This is a genomic window from Virgibacillus sp. M23, assembly GCF_034190895.1.
GTDB lineage: Bacteria > Bacillota > Bacilli > Bacillales > Amphibacillaceae > Virgibacillus > Virgibacillus salarius.
Genome location: NZ_JAWDHA010000024.1, coordinates 1 through 26,173, shown reverse-complemented (window position 1 = coordinate 26,173; position 26,173 = coordinate 1). Strand labels below are relative to the sequence as shown.

Below are 26,173 nucleotides of genomic sequence, written 5' to 3'. Positions count from 1 at the left end.
AAACAAGTATCTTACACCAATTTTCACGCGAGATATGGACTACACTCTATAATAAAAAATGACCAATGAAACCCCTTGCCGGACTTTCATCGGTCATTTTCGTACACCTTTTTTAGTATGGCGTAGTTTTGAAGATGTTACGCTTCTTGTTCTTTTAAAATAACTGCTTTGCTTTCTTTTCGATGAGGGATCATGTTAAATAGAATATTTAACAAAATAGCTGTTACACTTCCAGCTACAATACCATTACTTGTTAGGATTTGAATACTATCTGGTAGTTTAGCAAATAATTCAGGAACAACTGTTACCCCTAATCCCATACCCACGGAGCAAGCAATAATCATTGCATTTTCCGATGACTCGGTAATTACTGAACCTAGCATTTTAATCCCTTGAGATATTACCATACCAAACATAGCAATCATTGCTCCACCTAATACTGCCGATGGAATGATTGTCGTTAATGCAGCAATTTTTGGGATGAAACCAAGAATAATTAACATGGTTCCAGTAATCATAATGACGTTTTTCTTCTTAACACCTGTTATTTGCATTAGCCCTACATTTTGTGAAAAAGCAGTATATGGGAAAGCATTAAATATACCCCCTAATAGAATAGCTAATCCTTCCGCTCGATATCCTTTTGCAAGGTCTTTCCCTTTTAATTTACGTTCAGTCATATCCCCTAACGCAAAATAAACTCCTGTTGATTCTACCAATGAGACAATAGCGACAAGTATCATCGTAAGAATGGCTGACCATTCAAAAGTCGGAATACCAAAATAAAATGGATGAGGCATATGAAAATAGGATGCTTCTGCAACAGATTGTAAATCAACCTTCCCTAAAAAAGAAGCAACGATGGTTCCCGCGATTAATCCTAATAAAATAGCGATAGATTGAATGAATCCTTTTGTGAATCGATATAGAAGAATAATAAACAATAATGTACCAAAAGATAAGGAAATATTCACTAAGGAGCCAAAATCACTTGCTCCTTCTCCACCTCCCATATTATTTATAGCTACAGGAATAAGTGTTATCCCTATAATCGTCACAACAGAACCGGTAACCACTGGCGGGAAGAAACGTACTAAGCCACCAAAAACTCCGCTAATTAAAATCACGACTAATCCAGACACTAAGATAGCACCATAAATAGCAGAAACACCAAACTGCCCACCGATTGCAATCATAGGTCCTACGGCAGTAAACGTACAGCCTAGCACGACAGGAAGACCAATTCCAAAAAAGCGATTATTGAGTACCTGTAGTATTGTTGCAATACCACACATTAAAATATCAATTGCAACAAGATAGGTTAACTGCTCAGAAGTTAGTCCAAGTGCGTCGCCAACAATAAGCGGAACTAAAATAGCCCCTGCATACATAGCTAACAGGTGTTGAAAGCCTAGAGCTGCATTCTTCATATGCACGTTTCCTCCTTCTTAAATGTCACGTTGCCATCAGATAATTTAGCGATATTTGCGAGAGTCTCAACGTGATATCCTTGTTGGCGAATTTTTTTGCCGCCTTCTTGGAAACCTTTTTCTATAACTATTCCTATTCCAGCAATTCGAGCCTTTGCCTGCTTTAAAATATCAATCATACCAAATACCGCTTGTCCATTTGCCAAGAAATCATCCATGATTAAAACCGTATCTTCACTTGAAATAAAATCCTGAGAGATCGAAATCTCATTTGATTCTTTTTTCGTAAAGGAATATACTTCTGCCGAATACAAATGATCCGTTAACGTTAATGATTTTCTTTTTCGAGCAAATACAACTGGCACACCTAGTGTTAATCCAGTCATTACAGCTGGTGCGATCCCAGAAGATTCCAATGTTAAAATTTTGGTGATATCGAAACCTTTGAAGCGCTGAGCAAATTCTTTGCCAATTTCCTGCATAAGCACGGGGTCTATTTGATGATTTAAGAAAGAATCAACCTTTAATACAGTGTCTGATAAGACTTTCCCTTCTGATAAGATTTTTTGCTTTAAAACGTCCATGTATATCTTCCTTTCTAGCAAATGGTGTAAGATTCAAATAAAAGGTACTTTTTGTACAAATTATTGTTGGTTAGTCCGTAGCCAGAATACGCAAACGCTGCCCATCATAAACTTCACACTGAACAAGATTACATGACACATAGGAAATATGTGTGTATTCAAGGAATCTACGTGTATCATAGCTTAGCGCATATGTCTTATTCTTACTTCGTTAAACACAACAAACCTATAGAAACCAGCCAAAGAACAAAAGCGCAAACGCCCGAATAGAAACGTAGCAACTGGAGCGATTTAACAGAGATAAAGGAATCACGGTGTGCTTGCGAGCCGATGATGACTTAGATTAAGGCAATTCGTGAAGTCACCTAGTTACTGGGCACTGGAGCTGGTCGGGACGCAGCTCCACACGCACCTATTTATCCATAGGCTCAAATTTTATAATTTCCTAGACTACAAAAAAGTCCGAGACCCATTTCCGTGTTGACCATGAACGGAACTGGTTCTCGAACTATAAAATGTCGAAAAAACGATAAGACCAATGTTTAAAGAACAAAGTCTAATCATTCCAGTAGTTTTTCATAGTCGGTTTATTTACGGTAAACCGGTAGAAACTTGCAGGCCTTATTCCTGCTATTATATGAAAATAGGAATATTTGAATGTATTTAGTATAGCATGTGACTATGAATAAACAACCCCTAATCTAATATAACTAAGATTCCAATAATTTTGATAGGGTAATCATTTCCATTCTAGAAATTCAATTCTGTTACCAAATGGATCAGACAAATAAAAACGATTTGCCCCAGGTAATCGACTATCATGAATCACAGGTATGCCATTTGTTGAAAGGTGGTTGCTCAACGCCTCTAAATTCGTTAAAGAAATGGCGGGATGTGCTTTACGAGCTGGTGAAAATGCTTCGTCTATTCCAATATGCAGCTGCACATCACCTGCTTGGAACCAAACTCCTCCGTTTCCCTGAAGTGTATCTGGTTTTTCTAGAATACGAAACCCTAGAATGCCGTGATAAAATGCAATTGCTTCTTGTTCACAATTACGAGGTGCGGCCAATTGCACATGATCTATTTTTACGTATTGAAAAGTCATAGTATCCCTCCCAATTTCTAGCATACATCATGGGTGAATTAAAAGATAATACGGATGACAAATCGACTTGTATCGTATTTTTTTATCTAGGTAAGTCACTATCATTTCATAATTGCTGTATAACATATATGATGGATGAGTAACCACTGAGCGAAGGAGTTTTAGCATGAATCATTTTATTAACGGATTTTTTAAACGGATTAAGTACAATGGTAGTACTCATATAAGCTTCAACGACATACCCACTCTTATGTTTCAATTTGCTAAACATATTCCATTTGAGAATTTAGATGTCATAAATAATGAGAGAAGCCAAGTCAGTAAACATACGTTGCAGCAGAAATTATTAGATAATCCCCGAGGCGGGCTATGCTATGAGTTAAATCCATTATTTTACTATGTTCTCCGAGAAGTGGGGTATAACGTAAAAATGATAGCTGCATCCATTATCGTTCCAAAAAACGGACTACAAGGTACACATATCTCTACTATTTTAACGTATGATGAGAGAACCTACATTGTTGATGTAGGGTTTGGATCACATTTAGCGTTACAACCTATTCCGTTAACAGGGGAAACGATCTCCTCGAGAACTGGTAACTATCGGATCGTCGAACAGCATGATGATAAAGCCATCTACGCATTAGAAAAAATAACCAATGGAAAAATCGAAGCCAGCTATACCTTCACGCTTGATGCAGTTGATGAAGAATATCTTACGAAAGTGAAAGAAATCATAACGAAGGATGAACGATCACCGTTTAACCGTTCCATATTAGTAACGAAATTAACAGAAGAAGGACATATTACATTAACGAAAGATACAATTACAGAAATCAGACAGGGAATAAAGAACAAGCAAGAAATAAACCCAACTGTTTTTCAACAGCTTCTAGCGAATCGATTCGGCATACATGGAATGTGATGACATACCAAAAGACCAGTTTCATTCTACTGAAACTGGTCTAGTTTAATTATAAAATATAACAGGCCACATTTGCCGTATTTGTCATAAAAAGTTTTAAACCACCACTTCGCTAAGTGGGTGTTTGCAGAAACTGTCCTGCCTTCCGTTCTTTGACGGCACGGCATTTAAATTTCGATATAAAACTCCCTATTCCTACATTAGAGGTTAAAACTTAATTTAATACGTACAATGTAGCTTGTAATAACATTTTATATGTTATCTCGCTATTTTTCAATGGGAAATTATCCCTATTTTATATCAGATTTTTCAAAATAATTGCTCATACACTTCTATCAATTCTTTTACTCTTCTGTCGTATTGAACCGATTTAGCATAAGCAATTTCATTTTCCAATACATCATTTAAATAAGTCATTTCCTCTTCACTTATTCTCTTAACAAAATCCAACTCATTTGCATAGTTGCCTCGTTCGAGCTTTCGAACGATTTGCCGACAAGTATCATTATTTATATAGTTAGATAACGATTCTCTTAAATAATCTAACGTATGATCAATCTTTCTCACCTCTTAGATTTTTGTATTCTTCTTTTTTGCTCGCTGTTCCAATTGAGATTTTGGACGTTGTTCTTGAGCATCCTCTGATAGACCTTGTGGATTTACACTACTTTGTACCTGCCGTTTACTATACTGATCTTTATCTTTAGCCAATTACAACACCTCCATTCATAGTGTTACATTTTTTTTCAAATTGTATGCTTCTATTCGTTACTATTTTCGCTCCATCCTTGATATTGTTCTCGTAAAGATCGCTTCAACACCTTTCCACTAGGATTCTTGGGTAGGTTCTCTGTAAATGCAATATATTTTGGAATTTTAAATGTAGATAGACGATCTTTACAATATGCTTCCACTATTTCCCTTGTTAAAACGCTATCTTTTTTTGGTACAATTATGGCGGACACAGCTTCAATCCAATACGGATCTGGTAAGCTTATAACAGCGACCTCTGATACACCATCCAATTGATATATCAATTCCTCTACTTCACGACTTGATACGTTTACGCCCCCAGTATTAATCATATCCTTCTTCCGGTCAATAATCGTTACATATCCTTCCTCATCCATGACACCTAGGTCACCGCTATGGAACCAGCCATTACGAAATGCTTCTTTTGTTTTATTAGGATCGTGCAAATATCCGACCATTGCATGCGGCGTCCGATGAACAATTTCGCCAATTTCTCCTCGAGCCACTTCTTGATCGTTCTCATCAACTATTTTCGTTTGTACATTTAATGACGGTAATCCTGCTGAACCAAGCTTACGTAGTTGGTCTTCTGGTTGCAAGACTGTTGCTAAGGGAGCTACCTCTGTCTGACCGTATAAATTCCAAAGTCTCGCATGAGGTAAGCGTTCGGATAATTCTCTTAGAATCTCTTTTGGCATAATAGCAGCTCCATAATAGCATTTCTGTAATGTGGATAAATCACGCTTATTAAAATCAGGATGTCTTAGTAGTGCTATCCAAACAGTTGGTGGGCAAAAAAGCTGCGTTGCCCCTGATTCCTCAACTGTTTTTAAAATTTTTTCAGGGCTAGCTTTATCAAGTATCACGCCGCTACAGCCTGCATAAATACTTGGACCTAAAAACACATGAAGCTGTGCACTATGATAGAGTGGCAGTGCATGAATAAAAACGTCATCTGCTTCCACTTTCCCATCAACGATACAGCTTACATATTCACTGACAATGCTTTTATGTGTAAGCATAACACCCTTTGGTCGTGATTCTGTTCCACTTGTATAAAGCACATGGCAGAGATCCTCATCATAAACTTCATTTTCAACTCTAGATATAGGCTGTCCTATCCTTATTTCATTAAATGCTTTCCATCCTTCTCTCATCACATGAACAGCACCCAATTGGTACTTAAATTGAATATGCAATTGCTCTGAAGCCTGATCGAGTAAATCTACATATTCATCTGAAGCAATCAAACCTATAGATCCTGCATGTTCTAGAATATACGAAACATCTTCTTTACCTAGCATATAATTAATTGGAATGAAAACAGCACCGACTCGCGCAAGAGCAAAGTTTACTACAATAAAGTCTAAGCTGTTTTTTGACATTAATGTAATCATGTCGCCTTTCTTCATACCATCAGCGATAAAAGCATGAGCTGTTTGATTAACTATATTATCTAATTCCTGATAAGTTACTTCCTTACCTTTGTAAGTGATCGCTATTTTAGCTGGGAATCGATCTGTGGTTCGCGCAAGTATATCCCCCAGCGTATTTCTTCTCGCCTGCTGTATAATTTTCCCTAGTCCATCATGCACATTTGTTTGTGTTCTCATTATCCCACTCCTCAAATGGTAAAATGATGAATGTTCCACTAGCTGAATATTCTTTTTTTTATTTTAATTCAGATAATTACTAAAAGCAAGCTAACATATATGCGAACTACCAGTCCAATTTACCCTTTTATACGGACTAGTAGTTCGTTATGAAAAACACTACTTCCAGTTATACGTGGGATAACAAAAGCGCCAGCGGCCGATTAGAAACGTAGCGATTGGAGTGAGTCAACGGAGATTAAGGAATCACGGTGAGCTTAAGAGCCGATGATGAGATTAGGGCGATTCATGAAGTAGCCTCGTTTCTGGGAGCTGGGGCTGGACACGGCTCATCACGTCCTTATTTATCCACATAGGCTAATTTTATAATTTCCTTTAATTTCCGAGACAATAAAAAAGAGGCTGGACAAAATACAACTTCTTTACTCAAAATACGAATAGTCATGTTATCAATAGGAGTAGCATAGTCGTACCGTGAAACTATAAGCGCTTTCCGCGGGCAAGGCCTCAGTTAACTTGGTAAAGAAAGTCACGTTACCAAGTGGATTTCCGGACGCGTGCTGTTCCCGCCGGAGTCTCGCTTATTTCAGGTGCTAAATGAATGATTCTAATCAAAAAACGAGCGATAATTAATTTCAACTAATCATCGTTCGTTTGTTTCTTCATTCTTTTGTCTCAGCCTCATAAGAACAAAGTCTTTATTTTATGAAGATCTGCTTACGTTGTCGAGATCTTTTCATTTTAGGTGCATGATAGCCACGTTCATAGATTTTTCCTGTTTGTAGGTGACATCGTTCTAAAAACTGCTCCATTGAGTTTGTCTTACTTACCTTTATCGCCTCTAAAAACACGCGTGCTGCAACCCTCGCATCTTCTAATGCATTATGGTGGTTAAACATTATTTTATGATATTCTGCTAATGTATTTAGTTTATAATTGTATAAACCGGGCCACATACTTTTAGAAATAGCTACCGTACAAAGATAATTTATTTCAGGGTAAGTAAGTTGAAAATGGTCTAGCGTATGCCTGATCACGCTCATATCAAAACTAGCATTATGTGCAATCACGACACTTTTTGATAAATATTGATGAATCGTTGACCATATTTCAGGAAATGTCGGAGCATCGATTACATCATCTTCCCTAATCCCATGTACTTGTATATTCATAGAACGAAAATTCATCATGGGATTAATAAGGCTATAATATTCGTCCGTAATATTTTCTCCATCCGAAACGACAATCCCAACCGCACAAGGACTAGATCGCTTTTCGTTCGCTGTCTCGAAATCAATAGATACGAAGTCCATTTCTGCATCACGCTTTCTAATTAAATTCTTACATTAGGAAATTTCTAATATATCCCATGTTGTAATAATACCTAGTAGGTGGCTCGATGGCTTGCCATTTTTCGTAATTAGCAATGCCTCCAGTCGCTCTCCTTTACTTGTATGCTCTTTAAAGATTTCAATTGCTTCGTAAATTGTCGTTCCCTGATGAATAAATCGAGTGTTATCTTGATTTTCAAATGGAAGGACTTCTTCCAGCGCACAACTTCCATTAAGCTTGTCCTGATTTTTCCTTCCGGCTAGCCAGTTAGTAATGCCCTTTTGAGTGAGCAGACCTTTAAATTCCTCTCCCTGATATACCGGGAATTTTGACAATTGTTTCTCATGAATAATGGTTAACAGCTTATTTAATGGGTCCGTTAATTGATAACAATAAACACTTCTAGAAAATAGAGGAATTACACGTTTTGGTTCACTTAGTTCTTTCTCTATTTCTTCAATTCGTTCAACAATTGTATCGTGTGGCTCGGCTATTGCATGCGTCATGTCGATTTTATTATGAACAATTGCATTTCTTAATTCAGCAAACTCTAATAAATCATCACTGTACGTCCGTACTAAAGCATTCGAATTTCTTAATATTTTTACAGCTTTTGAAAAGCCGACGTCTTTTTTATGTATTAATAAAGCTCGTAGCAACTTCTCAATTCGGTTAAATGCTGTCAAAAATCGTTCTGAGTTTTTATACATGACTATTACTCCTACCTCACTTTATCTCTCCTGTACAAATATGCTTAGCTAAATCATCTTGCATCGTCATTATTTTCCTCTTTTCATTATTCTAAACCATATTTGCTTATAGAGAAAGTTTAAGGATAGCCAAGCATCTCATTCAAAATAACGATCATAGTAAGTAAGATACTTCGGATCATGGAAAGGGATATGATTATAATATTCACACAGCATACTTGCTATAAAAACCCCATAGGAGCTACGGGTTCCAAAAAGACAATTCTTAAAAATGGCTGTATAAAAAATAGAAAAGGTGAGCGTAGCTTTCGTAAATTTTGACAACTACCGAAGTATGATACTTACCATTCCATGGCTATAGGCTCACTAGTACCCACCGGCATAGCCATGGGTTTTTAAACCATTATAATAGGAACTGCCCCTTTAACAAGCTGGGGTACAGTTCCCTGTAATGAAATTCTTGTAGATAGGATAAATTACATTTTTATTTGGTTATTAATTGTAGCTCGACAGGGATAAAAGCCTCCACTTCTTCTCCATTTATTATTTTTTCCACGGCCTCAATTGCATGCTCACCAATTAGTTCTGGCTGTTGGGCGATCGTTGCAGCCATTGTTCCTTCTTCTACAGCTGCTACCGCATCATTCGTCGCATCAAAGCCAACAACAATAACATCTTTTAATAAGTTCTGTGCTGCTAATGCCTCTACTGCCCCTAATGCCATTTCATCATTATGGGCAAATACAGCTTCAAAATCGCCTACACTTTGAATGATATTCTCCATAACAGCTAACCCTTTTGTCCGATCAAAATCAGCAGACTGACTAGCAGCTATTTCAACTTTATCTAATTGATCAATCCTATTATGAAAACCTTCTCCACGTTCACGAGTTGCTGAAGCACCTGCGATTCCTTCCAATTCAACAACATTTCCCGCTTCTCCTAATTGCTCTGCAATAAACTCTCCTGCCATTTCTCCCCCTTTCACATTATCAGAAGCAATATGTGTTTTAACCTCTCCACCTTCAGCGCTTCGATCAACCGTAATAACTGGAACTTCTTTATCGTTTGCTAATTCAATAGCTGAAACTATAGCACTCGAATCAACTGGATTCACTAACAATACATCAATATCCTGCTGTAATAAATCCTCAATATCACTCAGTTGAGTGGATGGATCATTTTGAGCATCAACCGTGACCAATTTATAACCTGCTTCCTTTGCCCCTGCTTTCGCACCGTCACGTAAAGTTACAAAAAATGGATTGTTTAATGTAGAGACAGAGAACCCAACTTTTACACCTTCCTCACCCTGTTTATCCGTATTCTCCTCTGTTTCATTCGCTGAACCAGGTGCTTCTGTTGAACAAGCTGCTAATAAAAGTAGTATTAGTGTAATAACTCCTATTCTTTTAAAATAAGTAATCATAGTTTTTTCCCCTACCTTTTCTTAGAATTTTTTATAAATGGTTGTATTTAATACTATTTTCCAATTTAGGGTGACTTCCTATCTAGTAAGACTGCTAATAAAATAACAACGCCTTTTACAATCTGCTGATAAAATGAAGAAACATGTAATAGGTTTAAACCATTATCGATGACTCCAATTATTAAAGCACCTATTAACGTTCCAGTGATTCTCCCCCTCCCTCCAGCTAAGCTGGTACCTCCAATGACAACTGCTGCAATCGCATCTAACTCATACATGCTTCCAGCAGTTGGCTGTGCGGAATTTAAACGACTTGTAATTATAATTCCAGCTAAGACAGATAGCATACCCGTCAACGAATAAACCCAGATTTTCACTCGATCTGCTTTTATTCCAGATAAGGTAGAAGCTTCTTCATTTCCCCCAACTGCATAAACTTGTCTACCAAACACGGTCTGTTGAAGGATAAAATAAAGAAGAAAGAACATAATGACCATAACGATCGCTGGAAAGGGAATTCCAAACACATAACCTTTTCCAATCATTTCAAATAGAAAGCTATCTGATAATCCAGTAATCGGCTTACCATCTGTAAATACAAGCGTAGCTCCTCTGTATATTGTCATTGTTGCAAGTGTGGCAATAAATGGCGCAACCTTTCCTTTTGTAATAATAATGCCATTTACCGCACCTAAAATGAGCCCAATAACTAAGCCCATGCATACTGCCAATAACGGATCCATACCACTTGTCAGTAGCCCTGCCGTTAAAGCACTTCCCAAAGCTAAAATAGAACCTACAGACAAATCAATACCTGCTGTTAGGATGACAAAGGTCATGCCAAATGCAATAAGTGCATTTACGGATACTTGTCTAAGAAGGTTTAAAATATTATCTAGCGTAAAAAAATTATCACTCAGTATACCTAAGATAAATGTGATTACAACCAATCCTAATAGAGGGCCGATTTTTGCTAAGCTAAATCTAGTAAGTTGAGTCATGCCTTACACCTCCAGTCGCAGCTGCCATAATTCTCTCTTGATTCGCTTCCTGCCTATCTAAAAACGTCGCTATTTTCCCTTCATGCATTACCATAATTCGATCACTCATACCTAATATTTCGGGAAGCTCAGATGAAATCATTATGATAGCAACACCACTTTTAGTAAGCTCATTGATAATTTTATAAATCTCCTTCTTTGCCCCAATATCCACCCCCCTAGTAGGTTCATCTAATATTAAAATCTTTGGGTTAATTCCTAACCATTTTGCTAGAACAACTTTTTGCTGATTTCCACCACTTAACGACTTCGCCTCCTGCTCACTACTTATAGCTCGAATTTGTAATCTATTTATTAATGCTTCAATTAATAATGTTTCCTTTGAATTTACGATAACACCATATGTTGATATCGCTTTCAAATTTGCTGATGCAATATTTTCTCTAATCGGTGCATGCATGATTAGTCCTTTAGATTTTCTGTCTTCGGTTATAAAACCAATTCCTGCTTCGATTGCATCTCTTGGATGTTTAATTGTTACTAATTTTCCATTTATTCTAATTGCACCATGGTCCTTGTTACTAAAACCAAAAATAGCTTCCATTACTTCTGAACGGCCTGCCCCCATCAAACCTGCTATTCCAAGAATTTCCCCCTTTCTTACAGAAAAAGAAATATTTTCAAACAGGTCTTCTTTTGATATATTTTCTACTTCAAAGATCACTTTACCAGGAACGTTTACTCTTTCAGGAAAACGATCTCCCAATTCCCTTCCCACCATCATTCTTACTATGTCAGTAAAAGATGTATCCGCGATTAATTTTGTTCCAATGGTTTGACCATCTCTTAGTACCGTAATGCGATCACATATATCGAAAATTTCTTCCATTCGATGAGAAATATAAATTATACTAACACCTTGATTTTTGAGTTTCTGGATTACATGAAATAACCGTTCTATCTCACGTTCCGTTAAGGCTGCGGTTGGTTCATCCATAATGATCATCTCTGCATTCGCCGCCAAAGCCCGAGCAATCTCCACCAGTTGCTGCTTGCCTATCGATAAATTGCCCGCTATATCATTTGGGTGAATGTTCGTTACCCCTAACTCATATAAACGTCGCTTCGTACGTTGGTGCATTTCTTTTTTATTAAGTATACCTGTCTTACCATATGTAATATCTTTTCCTAAAAACAAATTTTGTGAAACAGTTAAATGCGGAATAATATTTAATTCCTGATGAATTACAATAATTCCGTTCTGTTCAGCTTGTTTCGGATTCTTAAAAACAACTTCTTTATTCTTCCATTTTATTACACCTTGATCTCGTCTATAAATACCAGTTAATATTTTTACTAGCGTAGACTTGCCTGCCCCATTCTCTCCCATAAGTGCATGAATTTCACCAGGTAACACTTGAAAATCAACTGCTTTTAAAACAGGATTGCCTGCGAAATACTTATCAATATTAGCCATTTCTATGATTGGTGATGCCTTCATTCTCATCCCCCCATGGTATAAAAAGATACCTACTTATGTGGTGCTACAATCGTATGCGTACTTGTAGAAAATACAACTACCAGCCTATGTCTAGTAATCTACTGTTAGAAACGAAGACTATCTCATTTGAGGGTAAGCCTCTATGTACAGCTGTACCAGCAATTGATATTAAATAACTCTGCTCCTAGTTAAATGGTTAATCCTTACAATTTTCATCTCACATCTATGTGTAAGATGACACCGACTTCAAGACTTTAACAGGAGTCATCAAGGATTAGTGGAGGATTAATTATCCGAAAATTCCCGATAAGATACACTAAAATCGCCTCTGTGTACTTTCAAAGATACAATTGTACGAATGAAATTCGTACCGTCGATAGACCATAAAACCTCCACTAAAGATTCGTTAAATTTATTGAACGCTACCTCTTTCTTGCAAAAACTGTTCAACCATTTGCTTCGTCGGCATCCCACCTTGTGCACCAATTTCACTAACAGATAATGCTGCAGCTGCAGTTGAAAATCTAATTGCTTCAGGAAGAGAATGTCCTTGGCCGAGTTGGGTAGCAAGTGCACCATTAAATGTGTCACCTGCACCTGTTGTGTCTTTGACACCAACTTGATAACTTGGAATATGGTACTCCTTCCCATTTAGAAAATAATGGACACCTTTCTCTCCTTGTGTCATGATTATTTTTTCTTGAATCTTCATAAATAATGGATTACTATTCAATGCTTCTGCTTCTATTTCATTTGGGGTCAAATAGGTTGCTAATTCTAGCAGCTCATCAGGTAAATCTTGATACGGAGCAGGATTTAAAATAACTGGAACCTGAAATTCTTTCGCTACTTGCACGGTATAGTTAACTGTTTCCATTGGAATTTCCAATTGTACAAGAACAACATCACTCTCCTTTATCAAATGACGATGTTGATCTATAATATTCGGTGATAGCCTATAATTCGCACCAGGTACAACAATAATTCGATTATCATTTTCCGATAAAATAATATTAGCGATCCCAGTTGACGCTTCGTTATCAATTGATATGCCCGAATCATTGATACCCTCTTTCCGTAAATGCTTAGAAAGTTTATCTCCAAAGGCATCCGCACCTACCATTCCAATCATGTTAACATTAGCACCAAGTCTTGCTGCCGCAACGGCTTGATTCGCACCTTTACCACCTGGAAATGTTGAAAAATGCTTTCCAAGCACCGTTTCTCCCTGCATAGGCATCGTCTGTGTAGTTATCGTTAAATCCATATTAATACTACCTATAATGGTTACAATTGGTTTATTAGTCATTTGCAGTTTACCTCCGTTTTCTAGTTGAATCACGCTCTATTAACTTTGTCTTTAGGTTGACTTGCTCAATGCTACGATTTGAGTCATGAATATGCTCCAATAAAAGCTTTGCAGCCTGTGCCCCAATATCATAAATCGGCTGCTCCATCGTTGTTAACGAAGGGGTAGTTGTCTCCCCCATAGCTATTCCATCGAATCCAACTACCGCCAATTCCTCTGGTATTTTCACACCTAATGCTTCTGCTGCTTTTATTACTCCTACTCCCATCTTATCATTTGCTGCAAATATACCATCAATTTCTGGATGATTAGTAAGTAATTCTTTCGTTACTGCAATTGTTTTTTCATAGTTATATTCACCAGAAACAACATAGCTTGATAGAAACCATTTCTCTTTTTTAACTATATCTAAATAGCCACCAAGTCGTTCCAATGTATTCATCGCATAGTCCGGTCCGCATATATGCGCAATTCGTTTACAGCCAATTGCTTTCAGATAATTCGTTGCCTCCCTAGCACTTTCGCGATTATTAACCGTAACAGAAGATAACTGCTTACTAACAATCCGATCAAGTGCAACAACAGGGGCATTCATATTATGAAGATAATCTTCCTTTAAATTACTTGAAACAATAATAAAACCATCAACTGACTTCTGTTGTAATGCATTTAGATACGTTATCTCTTTTTCAAGATCATCATCAGTATTACATAGTACAAATGTATAATTATGTTTATTTGTTATATCTTCTACTGCACGAGCTAGCTCTGGAAAAAACGGATTCATAATGTCTGGTACAAATAACGCAATCATTTTGGACTTCCCTTTGAACAAACTTCTAGCAATATCATTAGGTCGATAGTCCAATTGCCTAATTGCTCTTGTCACACGTTCTTTTGTATCCTTATTTACATACCCATTATTATTTAGCACCCTTGAAACTGTTGCCGTGGAGACGTTTGCAAGCTTTGCTACATCTTTTATCGTTGCCATTATTTAAACCCTTTCATGTAAGTAATTTCTTTGTTTATTCTTAATATGTAACCCGTTACAGAGATCATCATAGTTCGTTTTACAAATGCTGTCAATGTTTTTTTCAAAATATTTCCTAAAGCGAGAAATTAATTGGCAATTTTCATTAAAGCAAAAAGCCGAACTAAGAAATTTGAATCCATTCGGCTTTTTATTCGTTCTATTCTATTTGTTGTTTTGATAATTCTTTATCGTTGGTAAATACATAGATTCTCGTTTCAGTTTCATCCCATCTAACCAACGTAAGTATTAGTAAGCCTTTTTTCTTTATTTGCCGTTTTACTTTTAACTAGCTGGTAAATAAACCAAATGAATACAACAGCCCAAATCACTGTTCCAATAACCATTGAAAGTCTGTATTCTAAATGAAATCCCTCAGGTGCATAAAATATATACGTACTTACTACTCCAGTCATAAATAATGCTGGTATGCTACATATCCAGTGAAACTTCTGATGCTTAAGTAAATACATGGCACCAGTCCAAAGCATAAATGTAGCTACAACTTGATTTGACCAACCCACATATCGCCATAAAAAACTGTAATCTATTAAGGATAATAAAAATGCAGGTATAGCTACAGGAATAACCAATAATATAAGCGATCTCTTTCCTAACACTTGCTTATTCGATAACTGCCTTAGTAAATCAGCTAACATCATTCTTGATGACCGTAATGCTGTATCTCCTGTAGTAATTGGCAGTATCATTACACCCAACACTGCTAATATACCACCAAATGTTCCCAATGTAGCAATACTAATCTCATTGACAACACCTGCCGGGCCACCTGACCCAAGAGCAGTTTGCAGTCCATTTGTTCCGTTATAAAACGCCATCCCTGCTGCCGCCCAAACAAGAGCAATGATCCCCTCTCCTATCATAGCTCCATAAAAAACTTTTCTTCCTTCGCTTTCTTTTTTAAGGGTTCTAGCTAAAATCGGACTTTGTGTACTATGAAATCCTGATATTGCACCACAAGAAATTGTCACCATTAATAACGGCCAGATAGGTAGCTCATTAGGATGAAGATTAGTCAACGTTAAATTAGGAACGGTATAGTCAAAAAAGAATATCCCAACACCTATAGAAATAGCCATAAAAATAAGGATGGCACCAAATAACGGATATATCTTACCAATAATTTTATTGATTGGTAGAACGGTAGCTAATAGAAAATACGCAAACACAATTAATATAGATGTCAAGAAATTAAGTGGACTTATTTGTGACAATAATTGTGCGGGCGCAGCAGTAAATGCTGCTGCCACTAATATCATTAATAATATAGATAAAAGCGTAATAAATGCTCTAGCATATTTTCCTAAATATTTCCCAACAAGTGATGGAAATTGCGCTCCTCCTTGACGTAGCGATAGCATACCTGACATATAGTCATGAACAGCACCAGCAAATATACAACCTATTACAATCCAAATAAATGCAACTGGACCATATAACGCTCCCATTACTGCACCAAAAATCGGTCCGGTTCCAGCGATATTCAACAACTGTATTAAAATTGCTTTCCACCAGCTCATTGGCATGTAATCAAAACCATCCTGATTCGCATATGCAGGAGTAGGCCGCTGATCGTTAATGCCAAAAATTTGTTCAACCACCCTTCCGTATACGAAATAACCAATAAGTAATAACAAGATGGATGCTACAAAAGTAACCACCGCTGTCCCCTCCTTGTCCAAAAATCTATTCGATAGATTTCCTTTATCCTTTTTTAGAATTTTAAAGAATATTCTATATTGGAAAATTAAATAAAGCAACCTTTTTTATCTTTCATCTTTAGAAGCTATTGGTTTGAACATGCCAAAAGAATCATTTTACAAATTTAATATTTTAAATACAGGAAATTGATTGACAATATATAAAGTTCTGCTATGCTGAAAAATATTATTTCAGAACAAATGAAATAGACGGAATTTGTCTAGAAAGGAGTAAATTATGCAAATGGAACAGCAAATACTTAGAATACCTGGGCCCACCCCTATTCCCCCAAGTGTTCAACGAGCTATGTCTCAGCCAATGATTGGACATAGAGGGCAAGAAATGCAGGCGTTGCTTGAAGCTTTAAAGGGTAAGTTGAAGCCAATCTTTGGTACAAAAGAAGAGGTATTGCTATTCACATCAAGTGGCACAGCCGCTCTAGAAACTGCTGTCGTAAACGCTGTGGAACCAGGTGAAGAAGTAATTGTAATTGTATCTGGTGCATTTGGTGATAGGTTTACGAAAATATGTGAGGAATATCACATTTTAGTTCATCGTTATGACGTCACATGGGGAGAAGCTGCTAGCCCAGATCAATTACAACATTTATTACAAAAACATCAAGATGTAAAAGCTGTATTCGCTACATTTTGTGAAACATCTACTGGTGTGCTAAACCCCATAAAGGACTTAGCAAGCGTAGTCCATCAGTACTCAAACGCGCTATTTATTGTGGATGGTGTTTCTTGTATCGGTGCTACCGAAACGCAAATGGATGAATGGGGATTGGACATTGTTGTGACTGGGTCACAGAAGGCAATGATGCTTCCGGCTGGTCTAGCTTTTGTTGCTGCCAGTAAACGTGCTTGGGAGGCAATTGAACATAACCAGCAACCTCGTTTTTATCTAGACATGCGAAAATACCGTAATAAGTTAGAAGAAAATTCAAGTCCTTTTACACCTGCTGTTTCATTATTATTAGGGCTTAAACAGGCTATTGCATTAATGGAAGATGAAGGACTATCCACTATTTATAAACGCCATCAGCTCATGGGAGAAATGACTCGAAATGCTTTTCATGCATTGAATATTCCTTTACTGACAAAGGATACTGATGGGTCACCTACAGTTACTGCTGTTCGACCTGCCGATTTTTCAGCTGAAGCACTAAGAAAGGTACTTCGTTCAGAATTTGGATTAACCATCGCTGGGGGACAACAGCATTTAAAAGGAGCCATTTTCCGTATCGGTCATATGGGGTATTGCAATCCCGCTGATGTCCTACAAATTATTAGTTTAATGGAGATTGGTTTGCGAAAGATTAACAAAAATATTGAGCTAGGAAAAGGTGTTCGTGCTGCGCAAAATGTATATTTAAACAACAAATAGAATAAAGTTATTTCTTTCAGTAAAGTTTCGGTTTGTTCACCATTCGTCATTGCAAAGTCATTCCCCGTTGACATACTATATTCAATTAATTCACGAGTGAGATCTCTGTAAAATCCACTGAAGTCAGTTAATTTTAGTTACTAGTGAATTAATTAGGATAAAAATCTAACTTTGTCCGATACCCTTAGGAGGTAATAAAATGTTTAAAGTTTTAATTTCAGATCCATTAAGTAAAGAAGGTATATATCCTTTAAATCAAGCAAATCATATCAGCATTGAGATGGCAATTGACTGGTCACAAGAGCAATTAGAAGATCGGATAGCGGAATACGATGCCCTATTAGTCAGAAGCCAGACACAGGTTACGCGAAACTTAATCATGAAAGCGCACAAACTCAAGATTATCGGACGTGCTGGAGTGGGTGTAGATAACATCGATCTGGATGCGGCTACTGAATATGGAATTATTGTTGTCAATGCACCAAATGGTAATACGAATTCAGCAGCCGAACATACGATGGCCATGATAATGGCCCTTTCAAGAAAGATTCCCCAAGCATATTTATCACTTAAAAACAAACATTGGGATCGAAAAAAGTATGTTGGTACGGAATTAAAGAATAAAACACTGGGAATCATAGGACTTGGTCGTATAGGTGCTGAGGTAGCTTACAGAGCGAAAGGTCAACGCATGACTATTATTGCATATGATCCATTTTTAACAGAGGACAAGGCAGAAAAAATGGATATACGATATGGCACAGTTGAAGATGTATTAAAAGATGCTGATTTTATAACAATACACACACCGCTTTTAAAAGAAACGCGTCACTTATTGAACGCAGAAGCTTTTAAGCTTGTCAAACCTGGTGTACAAATTATTAATTGTGCTAGAGGTGGAATAATTGATGAGGATGCTCTCTATCAGGCCATTCAATCCAATCAAGTGGCTGGAGCAGCATTAGATGTATTTGAAGAGGAGCCATTTTACAATAATAAATTATTGGAATTACCAGAAGTCATAGCAACCCCCCATCTTGGAGCAAGTACATTTGAGGCACAAGAAAGTGTAGCCATCGATGTCAGTGAAGACGTTATTCGTTTTCTGGCTGGTGATGTCGTACGTCATCCAGTAAATCTTCCTTCTTTATCAAAAGAAATATTAAGTGAGATTGAACCTTATTTCCATCTTGCTGAGAAAATCGGAACATTTCTTATTCACCTAACAAATGAAGCTGTTGAAGAAATTAACCTTTACTACTCCGGTGACCTATCAAAAACCAAAATAGCTCCCATTACGCGTAACGCAGTAAAAGGATTATTAACAAGACACCTTGGCGAGCATGTGAATGATGTTAATGCACTATATCTTGCCGAAAAACGAGGTATAACTATTCATGAAAATAAGACCTCATCAACCAAAGGTTTTACAAACCTGTTAAATGTTGAAATCAAAACAAAATCAGAAAAACGTAGTGTTTCCGGCACATTATTAAATGGTTTAGGTCCCCGAATTGTTAAAGTTGACCATTACAGTGTAGATGTGACACCAAAAGGTCATTTATTAGTTATCCACCATAAAGATCAACCTGGGGTAATCGGAAAAATGGGAAGCTTACTTGCTACACATCAAATCAATATTGCAACAATGCAAGTAGACCGTGCAGATATTGGTGGAGATGCCATTATGGTGATGACTGTAGATCGACACATTGAAAAACATGAGTTATCAGCCATCGAAGAAGTAGATGAAATTCACGATGCTACAGCGATAGATTTATAGAATCATTTGGAGGCTTGTTACATCTCAAGCTTAGGCTGTCGTTCGCGACAGCCTAGCTTACCCTTCTTATACACCTTTACGAATTAGAGCTAATACGGACGATAAATCCTTTACTTCGAAAGTTGGTAATCCATTATTCTCTATATCTTCTCGATTAATCCAGATCGAATCAATGCCAATTCGAGAAGCTCCCAATATATCTGTATTTAAATTATCACCAACCATGATTACCTTATCTTTTTCCACTTCAAGTATATCTAATGCATGTTGAAATATAGAAGCATCCGGCTTTCCCTTACCAAATGCTCCAGATATTATAATCGCATCAAAATATGACCTTAGCCTAGGGGTTAAGTCTAGCTTTGTTTCCTGTAAATCTGGAGAACCGTTTGTTAATAATAGTAATGTAAATTCACTAGCTAACTGATCAAGCACATCAAAGGTATCCTTATAGACGTACGCCTTCTCCTTTCTAATCCTTGGAAAAGCTTCAGCTAGCTCAGCACCAAGGTATGGATCATCGACACTAACTTCTCTTAATGCTTCTGTCCAAGTCGATTTACGATAATCTGGAGCCAGCTTGTGAAGCTGCTCAAAGACTTCTCCCTTATCAAAAAAATCCCCCCATAATCCCTCGAATGGATTAATACCAATCATTCTAGTAAAAGAATAGGTAGGATAGGAAGCATATAACCTACGAGCTTTTTCCTTTACTCTTTCTTCCAGGATGATAGGATCAATTTTGGTATTAGCCTTACTCGCTAGTTTACAAGTATCTTTAAACGATTCTTCTATACTTTTTTTATCCCATAATAACGTATCGTCTAAATCAAAAATAATTGCTTTGCGCATCTATACATCTCCCTTTCATCTTGCATACCTTATAAAAAGTATACAACATTTTAATTAAATAAAAAAAACTGAAAATTAAGGGTTGCTTTTATTAGAATTATAGACTAATATAGTTATTAAAATTTTTACAGCAAGGGGATAGTGACATGGAAGAATGGACAGTTAAGGTAAACCATAGTGCAGTGAAAAAAGAAAAACCGAAAACCGATCAACTAGAATTTGGAAGAGTATTTACAGACCATATGTTTATTATGGATTATTCTGTACCATTAGGCTGGCACGATCCACGGATTGTACCTTACGAGCCTTTGACGATTGATCCTTCCGCAATGACATTTCATTATGGTCAATCCGTTTTCGAAGGATTAAAAGCCTACTATACGCCAGAAGGCGATATTCATCTGTTTCGACCTGAAAAAAACCTGCAGCGTCTAAATCGGTCAAATGATCGGCTATGTATTCCTCCGATTGACGAAGCATTTATTCTGCAGGCGATTAAGCAGCTAGTATATTTAGATAAAGAGTGGATTCCAACCGCTGAGGGAACATCTCTTTATATCCGTCCATTCATTATATCTACGGAACCATTTATCGGCGTGGCTCCATCACATCAATACAAATTAATCGTTATCCTATCACCGGTAGGGGCCTATTACAAAGAAGGGATAAATCCCGTTAAAATCGCTGTAGAAAATCAATACGTTCGGACAGTAAAAGGTGGTACGGGTGAAGCAAAAACCGGTGGAAATTATGCTGCCAGTTTAAAAGCACAAGAATTATGTGCACAAAAAGGATTTACTCAGGTACTATGGTTAGATGGATTAGAAAAGAAATATATTGAAGAAGTTGGTAGCATGAATGTATTCTTTAAGATTAATGGAAAAGTTTACACACCAGCACTTAATGGTAGTATTTTAGAAGGAGTAACGCGAAATTCTGTTATCCAAATGCTTCAATATTGGAATATACCGGTGATTGAAGAAAAACTCGCAATCGATGATTTATATCAAGCTTATTTAGATGAAACGTTGGAGGAAGCTTTTGGTACAGGAACAGCAGCAGTTATTTCACCAATTGGCCAACTTAGTTGGGAGAATAAAGATCTTTATATCAATGAAGGTAAGACAGGAAAAATTTCAAAAGCTCTTTATGATACACTAACTGGAATTCAGTACGGTAGAGAAAAAGATCCTTTTGATTGGATTGAAAAAGTAACGAAAAAAAATACAGTTAAACAATAAGCGAACTTATTTTTTATTATAGCTATACAAGGGAGCACTAGATGAATACTAGTTCTCTCTTTTTTATGCCAAATTATTTTTGAATTAAAGATTATCTTTCCCACCATTTTCCGATGAGAAATAGAATTAATCATCTTTTTTGATTTCCTTCTATCCTCTCCCTAAGCTTACATACCATCAAGTAACTACGGAGAGTTTCACCATATATTCTGTGAACGAATATTCATTTTTTGAAAGAACTTGTTGATAGATCTCACCATAATCCATAGCCTCTATTTCCCACTGTTGTGATAGAATTCTCATCATTACATTTGGTATCAACCATTGAATGGTTTACTGTGACGATTCATTTAAGAGAAATCTTGTAGAAACCTATAGTCATAGTTCAAAATAAGACCATGTGAATAAATAATGGCGTGTTGAGCCGCGTCCAGCTCCTGCGCCAGATACGAGGAGACTTCTAGAATCTCCCTACGATAATATTTCCTAGATAATAAAGCTGACTACAAGGCATAACTTGTAGCCAGCTTCTAATCATCTAGGAATACTTAATTAAGGAAAGTTTCCCTTAGTTACCCTCTTTTCAACCGCTTAAACTCAATTCATTCTGACGAACTGCAATATATTCTGGACGTTCTTTTCCTCCAGAAAATGGTTCTACTAATCGATTCTCAATACTATTATATACCATAAATAAGTTATTACGTGGATATGGCGTCATATTACTAGATGATCCATGCATTGTATTGCTTTCAAATAATGTTACAGCACCTGCTTTTCCAGTTGGGGCAGTAATACCTCCACCTTTATCACATAACCAGCGTAGACTGTTTTCATCAGGAACACCCAGTTTTTGTTTTTTAAGTGACTTTTTATAATTATCTTCTGGAGTATCCCCTACACAGCTAACATAGAAATTGTGGGATCCAGGTATCAGCATTAAAGGACCATTAAAGCTATAATTATCTGATAACGCAATCGACACACTTATTGCTCGCATCCGTGGCATACCATCCTCAACATGCCATGTTTCAAAATCAGAATGCCAATCAAATTCTTTTCCTTTAAAACCTGGTTTATAATTAATTCGAGATTGATGTATATATACGCCACTTCCCAATAAATATTCAACTATGTCAAGAAGTCGCTTGTCATTTGCTATATTCTTAAAGTAGTTATCATCATGATGCACGTGAAAAATAGAACGAATCTCATCACTCTCTGGCTCACGAATAATTTTGTCAGAAGAAACATTGTGATGAGACTTTTGCAATTCAAAAATGGCTTTCTGCATATCCACTACTTCCTTATCTGAGAAGAAGTTTTTAATCTGCAAAAACCCATTTTTTTCATAAGAATCAAGCTGTTCTTTTGTAATAGGAGCCTGATTATCTTTGGATCGATCTGTATAAATAACAGGATCCTTCCGCTTCAAAATTTCCGGTCGGTTATTTTGCCTTGAAGGATAAAGATCTTCCATGAGTAACACTCCTCCTACTATTAAATTACTATTATAAGATTGTATATAATTAAGTATCCCTAGATTTCCAAGGGAAACCTTCCTACATTAACGATGTCTACCCCAATCATTCAACTATTAAACTCCTAATATAATAATTGTTTTGAATAATTATATAATTTAACCTCTAAAAAATCAAACCAACCATCGTTAACTAAAATGAAAGGAAACTAAAAAACAATTGACGTATTTACTCGTGGTTGCGTATAATGATAGCAATCCAAACAAATCATACTTTTCTTATAGGAATTTAATGAATAGGAGGTTGCAACTTGCTACTCAAACTACAAAACGTTGGGAAAACATTTATCGATAAGCAAAAACATACTTCATTTGAAGTTTTTTCTGACATTGATTTAACGATTGCTGAAAATCAGTTTGTATCCATTCTTGGGCCATCTGGTTGTGGAAAATCAACCTTATTATCCATGGTTGCGGGGCTTGAAAATACGACAGAAGGTAGCATTACACTAGAAAAACGAGAAATAAAAAAGCCAGGACCCGACCGAGGTATGGTCTTTCAGCAACCCTCTCTCTTCCCATGGCTTGATGTTAAAGGTAATGTAACCTTTCCGTTAAAAAAAAGCATGAATAAGCAGCAGGCAGAACTCGAAGCCGACCATTTTTTAAAATTGGTACAGTTAAGCAAATTTAAGCATCATTATATTTATGAATTGTCCGGTGGAATGCAGCAACGTGTGGCTATTGCCCGTGCTTTAGCAATGAATCCCAAAGTGTTACTAATGGATGAACCATTTGGGGCACTAGATGAACAAACACGTCATATCCTTCAAGACAAATTATTAGAAATTTGGCAACAAACAAAGAAAACCATTTTATTTGTTACGCACAGTATTCATGAGGCTATCAAACTATCTGATCGTATCATTGTAATGGGAACTCGTCCCGGGAGAATTATCTCAGATATTACCATAGACTTTCCAAGGCCTCGTGATCGTGAAAATCAGCAAGTAATTACGTTAGAAAAAGAAATTATGAATCTGTTGAAAACGGAAATAAATAAAGTGTTAAAGGAAGAATTAGCAGATGAAATTCAGCATAGCAGCTAAACGTATTATGTTTCTTATTGTTGTTATAGGTATATGGCAATTTATTTATTCTCTAAATATTTTTGAAGCAATTGTGTTCCCTTCCCCAATTACCGTTGCTACCGCCTTATACGAAGGCTTTACAAGTGGTGATTTAGTAAAGGCTCTAGGAGCTAGCTTTAAACATTTACTTTTTGGAATGTCATTAGCTATTCTCTTTGGAACAATTATTGGGGTTATTCTCGGAAAATCAAAGCAAGCAGATGAAACAGCTGGTATGTATTTGATAGCTCTTCAAAGTATTCCAAGTATTGTATGGGTACCGCTTGCCATTATGTTATTTGGATTTACGGAATTTTCGGTTATATTTGTAGTTGTTTTAGGTGGTACTTTCGTTATGGCTATTAATGTAAGGTCTGCTATTCAAAATGTTTCACCTCAGCTTATTCGAGCAGCTAAAACAATGGGAACGCAAGGACTAAGGTTATTTTACCGAGTAGAGGTACCTGCTGGAATCCCTTACTTTATGACAGGTATACGACTTGCCTGGGCTTTTAGCTGGCGTGCATTAATGGCTGGAGAATTATTAAGTAATGGACCAGGTCTAGGATACTCCTTAAGCTACGCTCAAGATTATGCCAGAATGGATCAAGTAATAGGTATCATCATTATCATTGGAGTTATTGGCGCTATTGTCGATCATTTCGTATTCTCAAAGCTGGAGCATACTGTAATGAAACGATGGGGATTATTAAGATGAAAGGATGATTAAAAAATGAAAAGAATCACAGGATTTATTTTCTTATTTTCATTGCTTGCAAGCTTATTAACAGCATGTGCAAATAATCAATCAGACAGTAATCAAGAGGAAATAACGATTGGTTATTTCCCAAACATTAATCATGTTGCAGGAATGGTAGCTGAAGAAAAAGATTTATACGCAGATACTTTACCTAGTGGAACAAAAGTGAACTATCAATATTTTCCTGATGGTTCAGCATTTATGACAGCATTGGAAACAGGTGAAATTGAAGGTGGATTGGTTGGCCCTGGTCCAGCTATGAATCATTTTGTTAGTGGAGCGAACATTAATATTGTCGCAGCTGGATCTACTGGAGGAACCGTAATAATGGCTAGAAATAACGCAGAGATAGAAAGTCCAGAAGATCTAGCTGGTAAGACATTTATTTCCCCGCGAGTTGGCTGTACGCATGATGTGCAATTCGAGGCACAAATGAAAGAAGAATATCATTTAACATCCGATCGGGTAAGTGGTCAGATGAAACATGTAACAGGTAAACCGGCGACCTATCATAGTATGTTTACTTCAGGGAAAATTGATGTAGCTACTGTACCTGAACCCTGGGCTTCAGTCATTGAAGTCGAAGGTAGCGGAAAGGTATTAATTGACACGCCAGAAGTAGCTTGGGGAGATACGTTACCTGCGGCTGTTTTTGTAACCTCTCAGGATTTAATTAAGAATAACCCAGAACTTGTTCAACGTATTGTGGATGGACATAAAAAGGCAACAGCATTTATTCAAGAAAACCCAGAAGAAGCAAAAACAATAGCGATTAATAAAATAAAAGAAATTACGGATCAGGATCTATCCAAAACGGTGATTGATAATGCGTGGGAACGAATTGATTTCACATTCAATATTGAACCAGAAGTTCTTGAAGAATTTTCCAACTCATCCTATGAATTAGCATTTTTAAAAGATAAGCCTAATTTAGAAGGATTGGTTGACAAAAGCTTCCTAGAATAAGAAAAACGGAGCAAAATTCGCTCAGTCCTTATCACTACATGCTCAGATTTACGCTTCCTCTAGTAGCTATTATGGAATAATAGCTACTGCTTGACCACCACTCCGGCTGCCCACTTCCCTTT

The 26,173-nt window shown here is 36.8% G+C and carries 23 protein-coding genes, 1 other RNA gene and 1 riboswitch; of the genes, 7 read left to right on the top strand and 17 right to left on the bottom strand.

The genetic code is table 11. The features are described from left to right. Positions 1–137 precede the first annotated feature (137 nt). The 3 genes from RVS70_RS11195 to RVS70_RS11185 form a co-directional block, all read right to left on the bottom strand. The gene (locus RVS70_RS11195; RefSeq protein WP_026682700.1) at positions 138–1,430 is read right to left on the bottom strand and encodes a nucleobase:cation symporter-2 family protein; all 1,293 of its coding nucleotides are present in this window, start codon (positions 1,428–1,430) and stop codon (positions 138–140) included. Further along, positions 1,427–2,014 (bottom strand): xanthine phosphoribosyltransferase, encoded by a 588-nt coding sequence (locus RVS70_RS11190; protein ID WP_026682699.1) that lies wholly within the window; start codon positions 2,012–2,014, stop codon positions 1,427–1,429. The genes RVS70_RS11195 and RVS70_RS11190 overlap by 4 nt, the downstream gene beginning before the upstream one ends. Before the next feature lie 559 nt (positions 2,015–2,573). Further along, positions 2,574–2,675: riboswitch (purine riboswitch) on the bottom strand. 78 nt (positions 2,676–2,753) lie between these two features. After that, the gene (locus RVS70_RS11185; RefSeq protein WP_026682698.1) at positions 2,754–3,122 is read right to left on the bottom strand and encodes a VOC family protein; all 369 of its coding nucleotides are present in this window, start codon (positions 3,120–3,122) and stop codon (positions 2,754–2,756) included. A gap of 166 nt (positions 3,123–3,288) precedes the next feature. Here RVS70_RS11185 and RVS70_RS11180 point away from each other — a divergent pair, with 166 nt between their 5' ends. Further along, positions 3,289–4,047 carry an arylamine N-acetyltransferase family protein gene (locus RVS70_RS11180; RefSeq protein ID WP_051388440.1) on the top strand — a complete coding sequence of 253 codons (759 nt, stop codon included), beginning with the start codon at positions 3,289–3,291 and terminating at the stop codon, positions 4,045–4,047. Positions 4,048–4,106: 59 nt separating this feature from the next. On the opposite strand, the gene ssrS is transcribed toward RVS70_RS11180, so the two are convergent. From ssrS to RVS70_RS11120, 12 genes are all read right to left on the bottom strand, one after another. Further along, positions 4,107–4,290, bottom strand: a non-coding RNA gene (ssrS, locus tag RVS70_RS11175) — 6S RNA. Between the two features lie 66 nt (positions 4,291–4,356). Continuing rightward, positions 4,357–4,614 (bottom strand): sporulation protein, encoded by a 258-nt coding sequence (locus RVS70_RS11170; RefSeq protein ID WP_414617174.1) that lies wholly within the window; start codon positions 4,612–4,614, stop codon positions 4,357–4,359. 3 nt (positions 4,615–4,617) lie between these two features. Next, the gene (gene sspL / locus RVS70_RS11165) at positions 4,618–4,758 is read right to left on the bottom strand and encodes a small, acid-soluble spore protein L (protein WP_080668749.1); all 141 of its coding nucleotides are present in this window, start codon (positions 4,756–4,758) and stop codon (positions 4,618–4,620) included. 50 nt (positions 4,759–4,808) lie between these two features. Then, the gene (locus RVS70_RS11160) at positions 4,809–6,413 is read right to left on the bottom strand and encodes a fatty acyl-CoA synthetase (RefSeq protein WP_321133308.1); all 1,605 of its coding nucleotides are present in this window, start codon (positions 6,411–6,413) and stop codon (positions 4,809–4,811) included. A gap of 698 nt (positions 6,414–7,111) precedes the next feature. Beyond that, the gene (locus RVS70_RS11155) at positions 7,112–7,726 is read right to left on the bottom strand and encodes a 3'-5' exonuclease (protein ID WP_121604808.1); all 615 of its coding nucleotides are present in this window, start codon (positions 7,724–7,726) and stop codon (positions 7,112–7,114) included. 33 nt (positions 7,727–7,759) lie between these two features. Continuing rightward, entirely contained in the window at positions 7,760–8,455 is a 696-nt protein-coding gene (locus RVS70_RS11150) for a CBS domain-containing protein (protein ID WP_026682693.1), read from the bottom strand. Between the two features lie 484 nt (positions 8,456–8,939). Next, entirely contained in the window at positions 8,940–9,884 is a 945-nt protein-coding gene (rbsB, locus tag RVS70_RS11145; RefSeq protein ID WP_321133306.1) for a ribose ABC transporter substrate-binding protein RbsB, read from the bottom strand. Between the two features lie 65 nt (positions 9,885–9,949). Then, complete coding sequence (locus RVS70_RS11140; protein WP_121604805.1) at positions 9,950–10,885, bottom strand: ABC transporter permease subunit; 936 nt, start codon at positions 10,883–10,885, stop codon at positions 9,950–9,952. Then, on the bottom strand, positions 10,869–12,386 hold the full coding sequence (locus RVS70_RS11135; RefSeq protein ID WP_205388373.1) for a sugar ABC transporter ATP-binding protein: 1,518 nt from the start codon (positions 12,384–12,386) through the stop codon (positions 10,869–10,871). The genes RVS70_RS11140 and RVS70_RS11135 overlap by 17 nt, the downstream gene beginning before the upstream one ends. A 412-nt stretch (positions 12,387–12,798) precedes the next feature. Next, the gene (gene rbsK, locus RVS70_RS11130; RefSeq protein ID WP_321133302.1) at positions 12,799–13,695 is read right to left on the bottom strand and encodes a ribokinase; all 897 of its coding nucleotides are present in this window, start codon (positions 13,693–13,695) and stop codon (positions 12,799–12,801) included. A 7-nt stretch (positions 13,696–13,702) separates the two neighbouring features. Then, positions 13,703–14,689, bottom strand: coding sequence for a LacI family DNA-binding transcriptional regulator (locus tag RVS70_RS11125; RefSeq protein WP_026682688.1), 987 nt, complete (start codon positions 14,687–14,689; stop codon positions 13,703–13,705). Positions 14,690–14,961: 272 nt separating this feature from the next. Beyond that, positions 14,962–16,410, bottom strand: coding sequence for a carbon starvation protein A (locus tag RVS70_RS11120; RefSeq protein WP_034679590.1), 1,449 nt, complete (start codon positions 16,408–16,410; stop codon positions 14,962–14,964). A 277-nt stretch (positions 16,411–16,687) separates the two neighbouring features. Between RVS70_RS11120 and RVS70_RS11115 the strand changes: the two genes are divergently transcribed. Both RVS70_RS11115 and serA read left to right on the top strand, forming a co-directional pair. Then, complete coding sequence (locus RVS70_RS11115; RefSeq protein WP_026682686.1) at positions 16,688–17,839, top strand: pyridoxal-phosphate-dependent aminotransferase family protein; 1,152 nt, start codon at positions 16,688–16,690, stop codon at positions 17,837–17,839. Between the two features lie 199 nt (positions 17,840–18,038). After that, positions 18,039–19,622, top strand: a complete 1,584-nt coding sequence (gene serA, locus RVS70_RS11110) for a phosphoglycerate dehydrogenase (RefSeq protein WP_121604801.1) — start codon at positions 18,039–18,041, stop codon at positions 19,620–19,622. Between the two features lie 66 nt (positions 19,623–19,688). Here the strand turns inward: serA and RVS70_RS11105 are convergent, their stop codons facing one another. Further along, positions 19,689–20,474 carry an HAD family hydrolase gene (locus RVS70_RS11105; protein ID WP_026682684.1) on the bottom strand — a complete coding sequence of 262 codons (786 nt, stop codon included), beginning with the start codon at positions 20,472–20,474 and terminating at the stop codon, positions 19,689–19,691. Between the two features lie 146 nt (positions 20,475–20,620). On the opposite strand from RVS70_RS11105, the gene RVS70_RS11100 reads away from it, so the two are divergent. Further along, the gene (locus tag RVS70_RS11100; RefSeq protein ID WP_026682683.1) at positions 20,621–21,715 is read left to right on the top strand and encodes a branched-chain amino acid aminotransferase; all 1,095 of its coding nucleotides are present in this window, start codon (positions 20,621–20,623) and stop codon (positions 21,713–21,715) included. Between the two features lie 583 nt (positions 21,716–22,298). Here RVS70_RS11100 and thpD read toward each other — a convergent pair. After that, entirely contained in the window at positions 22,299–23,195 is an 897-nt protein-coding gene (gene thpD, locus RVS70_RS11095; RefSeq protein ID WP_026682682.1) for an ectoine hydroxylase, read from the bottom strand. Between the two features lie 311 nt (positions 23,196–23,506). Here thpD and RVS70_RS11090 point away from each other — a divergent pair, with 311 nt between their 5' ends. The 3 genes from RVS70_RS11090 to RVS70_RS11080 are packed head-to-tail and all read left to right on the top strand — an operon-like array spanning position 23,507 to position 26,051. Next, positions 23,507–24,304, top strand: a complete 798-nt coding sequence (locus tag RVS70_RS11090) for an ABC transporter ATP-binding protein (protein ID WP_026682681.1) — start codon at positions 23,507–23,509, stop codon at positions 24,302–24,304. Next, positions 24,282–25,043: an ABC transporter permease gene (locus RVS70_RS11085; protein ID WP_026682680.1), complete on the top strand. Its 762-nt coding sequence runs from the start codon at positions 24,282–24,284 to the stop codon at positions 25,041–25,043. The genes RVS70_RS11090 and RVS70_RS11085 overlap by 23 nt, the downstream gene beginning before the upstream one ends. Positions 25,044–25,058: 15 nt before the next feature. Then, complete coding sequence (locus RVS70_RS11080; protein ID WP_321133296.1) at positions 25,059–26,051, top strand: aliphatic sulfonate ABC transporter substrate-binding protein; 993 nt, start codon at positions 25,059–25,061, stop codon at positions 26,049–26,051. Positions 26,052–26,173: the final 122 nt, after the last annotated feature.